At 70.5% G+C, this 5,103-nt stretch carries 3 protein-coding genes and 2 pseudogenes; all 5 read left to right on the forward strand.

The features are described 5' to 3' along the window. Nucleotides 1–195, forward strand: a pseudogene (locus ABZ172_RS29950) (ATP-binding protein); the annotation flags it as partial. Between the two features lie 349 nt (nucleotides 196–544). Beyond that, complete coding sequence (locus ABZ172_RS29955; protein WP_356888487.1) at nucleotides 545–3,751, forward strand: nitrate- and nitrite sensing domain-containing protein; 3,207 nt, start codon at nucleotides 545–547, stop codon at nucleotides 3,749–3,751. 10 nt (nucleotides 3,752–3,761) lie between these two features. Further along, nucleotides 3,762–4,175 (forward strand): roadblock/LC7 domain-containing protein, encoded by a 414-nt coding sequence (locus ABZ172_RS29960; protein WP_267007938.1) that lies wholly within the window; start codon nucleotides 3,762–3,764, stop codon nucleotides 4,173–4,175. Between the two features lie 88 nt (nucleotides 4,176–4,263). Then, complete coding sequence (locus tag ABZ172_RS29965; protein WP_356888489.1) at nucleotides 4,264–4,986, forward strand: DUF742 domain-containing protein; 723 nt, start codon at nucleotides 4,264–4,266, stop codon at nucleotides 4,984–4,986. Then, nucleotides 4,967–5,103 (forward strand): annotated as a pseudogene (locus ABZ172_RS29970) (ATP/GTP-binding protein); the annotation flags it as partial. The gene ABZ172_RS29965 and the pseudogene ABZ172_RS29970, both read left to right, overlap by 20 nt.

The following is a 5,103-nucleotide window of genomic DNA, read 5'->3' on the forward strand; positions in this document are numbered from 1 at the left end:
AACAGCGGCCTCCCCTTCGTCATCGCCCTCAACGGCTTCGACGGACACCAGCCCTACACCCCCGACGAAGTACGCGAAGCACTCCAGATCGGCCCCGACGCCCCGATCATCACGACGGACGCCCGCCACCGCGCGGACGCCAAGAGTGGCTTGATCACGCTGGTCGAGCACGCCCTGATGGCCCGGCTGAAGTAGCCGCAAGTCGGTAGCGGCCTACGGAAGTTGCCGTAGTCGAGCGGGGGCGGGCTGTGTCCTTGGACACGCCCCGCCCCCGTGTTCATAACATTTCGACAGAGAAATGGGTCTGCGTCGATACCCGACGCGTACGGACGGTACCCCTGCGCTCACACGAGCCTCGCCTTTTGACGGGGCTCGCTCTTTATGTCCGCTTTATCGGTGGCCGGCCACACCCGGAATCGTGCATTCCGACTGTTTGGAACGCGACCGGTCCGCATGCTGCAATGCCTCGAACTACCCAGCAGTACGGCCCCTGAACGATAATCCGGCACAACGTAGGTGCCGACGCCGAGAGGTTGTTGGTCGAGTGAGGCGAAGCAACGAGGGCTCCGCGGCGCAGCCGGAGCGGGGCAATTTCACGCCACCGCCGCGCGCTGCGGTGTCCCCGCCTGCGGCGGACACGTCGTCCGGAGCTGCTCCGGCGGGCGGCAGCACCAGCCGGCTCTCCCCCCGCAACTGGCGTGTACCCACCCGGCTGAACGCGATTCTCCTGATTCCGGCGCTGGTCGGCCTCATCATGGGCGGCTTCCAGGTGAAGGGGTCGGTCGACACCTGGAACGAGGCCCAGGACGCGGAGAGGACGGCCCTGGTCGTCCGCGCCGCCGCCGCGTACGGGCAGGCGCTGCTGAACGAGCGCGACCTCACCGCCCGGCCCCTGCTGTCCAACAGGCGCAGCGCCGCCGAGGTGGAGCGGGTGCGCGCCACGACGGACGCGGCCGCGGAGAAGTTCGACGCGGCCGTGCGGAACATGCCGGACAAGCCGGGGCTCCACCGCCGCCTGAAGCTGTTCGAGGCGGAGGAGCCGCTGCTCCCCGAGCTGCGCAAGGCCGCCTACGCCGAGGCCATGGACCCGGTGCGGACCGAGGAGGGCTACACCAAGGTCCAGCACTCGCTGATGGAGTTTTCCAACGAGCTCGGCCTGGGCACCGGCAACATCACCAGCTACGGCCGGACCGTGTACGCCCTCGAACTGGCCAAGGCCGCCGAGTCGCTCCAGCGCTCGATCGGCATGCACCTGCTGGTGCGCCCGAGCCAGGAGGAGCGGAAGTTCAACGGCCAGGTCACCGCGTTCAACTCGTACAACTACCTGGAGCAGATCGCCCTCGGCGAGTTCGTCTCCGGCGGCACCGAGGCGGACGCGGCCCGGCTGAAGGCGGTCATGGCCGGCAAGGCCGCCGAGGGGGCCGAGCAGCTGAAGGCCGCCAAGGCAGAGGCGAAGGCGGAGGGCAGGCCCTTCGTCACGCCGCCGAGCGTCGACGGTTCGGTCCTGGACGGCATGGCCCAGCAGATCGGCCAGGGCAGGACGCCCGAGGAGCTGGCGGCCAAGGGCATCACGCCCGAGACCTGGATGGCCGCGTCGACCGCGAAGTTCGACGGCTACACCACGGTGGAGAACGAGCTCGTCGACCGGGCCGTGGCCGAGGCCGCGGAGATCTCGGCCGGCGCCCGCAACGACGCCTTCCTCGACGCCGCGATCGTGCTCGTGGCGCTGCTCGCCGCCTTCGTCATCGCCGGTCTCATGGCCCGCCAGATGAGCCGCTCGATGCGCCGGCTGCGCACGGCCGCCTTCGGCATCGCCGAGCAGCGGCTGCCGATGCTGGTCGACCAGCTGTCGCGGACCGAGCCCGGCCGGGTGGACACCCGGGTGCAGCCGATCCCGATCACCAGCCGGGACGAGATCGGCGAGGTCGCCCGCGCCTTCGACCAGGTGCACCGCGAGGCGGTCCGGCTGGCCGCCGAGCAGGCACTGCTGCGGGGCAACGTCAACGCGATCTTCACCAACCTGTCGCGGCGCAACCAGTCGCTCATCGAGGGCCAGCTGACCCTCATCACCGGCCTGGAGAACAACGAGGCCGACCCGGACCAGCTGGAGAGCCTTTTCAAGCTGGACCACCTGGCCACCCGTATGCGGCGCAACGGCGAGAACCTGCTCGTGCTCGCGGGCGAGGAGCCCGGCCGCCGCTGGACCCAGCCGGTGCCGCTGGTCGACGTGCTGCGCGCCGCCTCCTCCGAGGTGGAGTCCTACGAGCGCATCGAGCTGACCGGGGTGCCGGAGAGCGAGATCCACGGCCAGGCCGTGACCGACCTCGTGCACCTGCTGGCCGAGCTGCTGGAGAACGCCACCACCTTCTCCTCGCCGCAGACCAAGGTCCGCGTCACCGCGACCCGGCTGCCCGACGGCCGTCTCGTGGTCGAGATCCACGACAAGGGCATCGGTCTCACCGCCGAGGACTTCGCGGACATCAACCACAAGCTGGCGAACCCGCCGACCGTGGACGCCGCGGTGTCCCAGCGGATGGGCCTGTTCGTGGTCGGCCGGCTGGCCGACCGGCACGGCATCCGCGTCCAGCTGCGCCCCTCGGGCGAGCAGGCGGGGACCACCTCGCTGGTGATGCTGCCGGACTCCATCACCCAGGGCGGCGGGTCGGCCCAGGAGGGCGACTTCACCGTCTCCTCGATCATTCCGGAGCAGCAGCGCCCGGGGTCCTTCGACCCGATGCCGCAGCCGCTCCCGATGCGCACGGCGGCGGAGCTCGGCTTCGACGACTCCCGCTACGAGACCCCGGCGGCGGACTCCCCGCAGCTGGACCCGGTCGGCCGTTCGCTGATGCGCGAGGAGCGCCGGGCCGCGCTGGAGGCCCAGACGGGCGCCGAGCGCCCGGCCTTCCCGCAGCAGGACGGCGCCGAGCGGCAGCAGGAGCAGTACGGCCGGGACGGGTACGGTCAGGAGCCCTACGCTCCCGAGCCGTACGCCCCCGAGCCCTACGCCCAGGAGCAGTCCGGCCACCCGCAGCCCGCGTACGGCGGCTACGACCCGTACGCCGGCAACGGCTTCCAGGCGCCGCCGCAGAACGCCTATCCGGAAGCCGGATACACCGCAGCGGACGCACCGCAGGAGCAGCACGCCGACCCGTTCGCCCCGCAGGACGGCCTCTCCCCGCAGGGTGAGTGGCCCGGTCAGGGTGCCTATCAGGGCTCCTTCGAGCCGCCGGCGCAGCTCCGGCCGGAATCCGCACCGGGCGCTCCCGCCGGGACGGGCGAAAGCGTAGGCTTCGATCGCCAGGGCCCCACCCCGAACCCCGGTCACGACCTGACCGAGGCGGGTCTCCCGCGCCGGGGAGGCCAGCAGCACTGGCAGCCCACCGGGCGCGGAAACGATCAGCCTGCACCGCCGGAGCAGCGGCAGCGGCCGGTGCCGGAACAGCCGCAGCCGGCGGAGCCCACCGACGGTGAGGGCACCGACGACTGGCGCTCGGCGAACGACGAGCGCTGGGAGCGAGCCGACAAGCTCCGGGATCCGAAGGCGGGCGGGATCACCCCCTCCGGCCTTCCCCGGCGCGTGCCCAAGGCCAACCTGGTCGAGGGAACGGCGGAGCAGACCCAGCAGGGCGGCCCACAGGTCTCCCGCGCCCCCGAGGACGTGCGGGGCAGGTTGAGCAACCTGCGCCGCGGGGTCCTGAGGGGACGTACCGCGGGGTCGGACACCAGTAATACCTACAACCAGGAGCGTTAGTGTGAGCCCGATGAGCCAGGCGGCGCAGAATCTGAACTGGTTGATCACCAACTTCGTGGACAACACCCCCGGGGTGTCGCACACGGTGGTGGTCTCCGCCGACGGACTCCTGCTGGCGATGTCCGAAGGTTTCCCGCGCGACCGCGCCGATCAGCTGGCGGCCGTCGCCTCCGGCCTGACGTCGCTCACGGCGGGTGCCTCCCGGATCTTCGAAGGCGGCGCCGTGAATCAGACCGTTGTGGAGATGGAGCGAGGATTCCTCTTCATCATGTCCATCTCTGACGGATCGTCGCTCGCCGTCCTCTCCCACCCGGACGCCGATATCGGTCTGGTTGGGTACGAAATGGCACTTCTCGTGGACCGTGCGGGGACCGTCCTTACCCCGGATCTCCGCGCCGAACTCCAGGGAAGTCTTCTTAACTGACAGACAGACAGTGCGTTTCTCGTCACCGCGCCATAAGGTGCGGTGGCGCGGCACCACGGGACGGCGACCGGCAGGCGGAGGAGGAAACGTGGCAGCACCCACAGGCGGACACCCGTACGAGGGCGGTCAGCGGGTTCCGGGTGAGCAGGGCGACTACCGCTACGACACCTTCTCCGGGCACGGCAGAGAGGGCTCGCACGAGTCTTATCAGCCGTACCAGCCCTACCAGCAGCCCCAGCAGGACTGGCAGGGCGGTGACTGGCGGCAGCCCGGTACCGAGTGGCAGCAGCAGCCGTACCGGCAGGCTCAGCACGAGCAGCAGGACCCGTACGGGCAGCCGCAGCACGAGGAGCACCCTCCGTACCAGGAGCCGCAGCACGAGCAGCAGCCTCCGCAGCGGTACGAGGCACCGCCCTCGCGCATCCAGCCGGTCCAGCGCCAGGCACCGGAACCCGCGCAGCCCGCGGCGCACAACCCGCTGGTGCGCCCGTACGCCATGACCGGCGGCCGGACCCGGCCGCGTTACCAGCTCGCCATCGAGGCGCTGGTCAGTACCACGGCCGATCCGTCCCGGCTGCAAGGGCAGTTGCCCGAGCACCAGCGGATCTGCCGGCTCTGCATCGAGATCAAGTCGGTGGCCGAGATCTCGGCCCTGCTCTCGATTCCTCTCGGCGTTGCCCGGATCCTCGTGGCCGACCTGGCCGAGGCCGGACTCGTCGCTATCCATCAGCCCGGCGGCGACGAGGCCGCCGGCGGCCAACCAGACGTGACACTGCTCGAAAGGGTGCTCAGTGGACTTCGCAAGCTCTAGCGGCGGAGCGGCCCGCTCCACTACCTCGGCGAAGATCGTGGTGGCAGGGGGCTTCGGCGTGGGTAAGACCACGTTTGTCGGTGCCGTCTCGGAGATCAATCCGCTGCGCACCGAAGC

It is taken from the genome of Streptomyces sp. NPDC006296, from assembly GCF_040613235.1.
GTDB lineage: Bacteria > Actinomycetota > Actinomycetes > Streptomycetales > Streptomycetaceae > Streptomyces.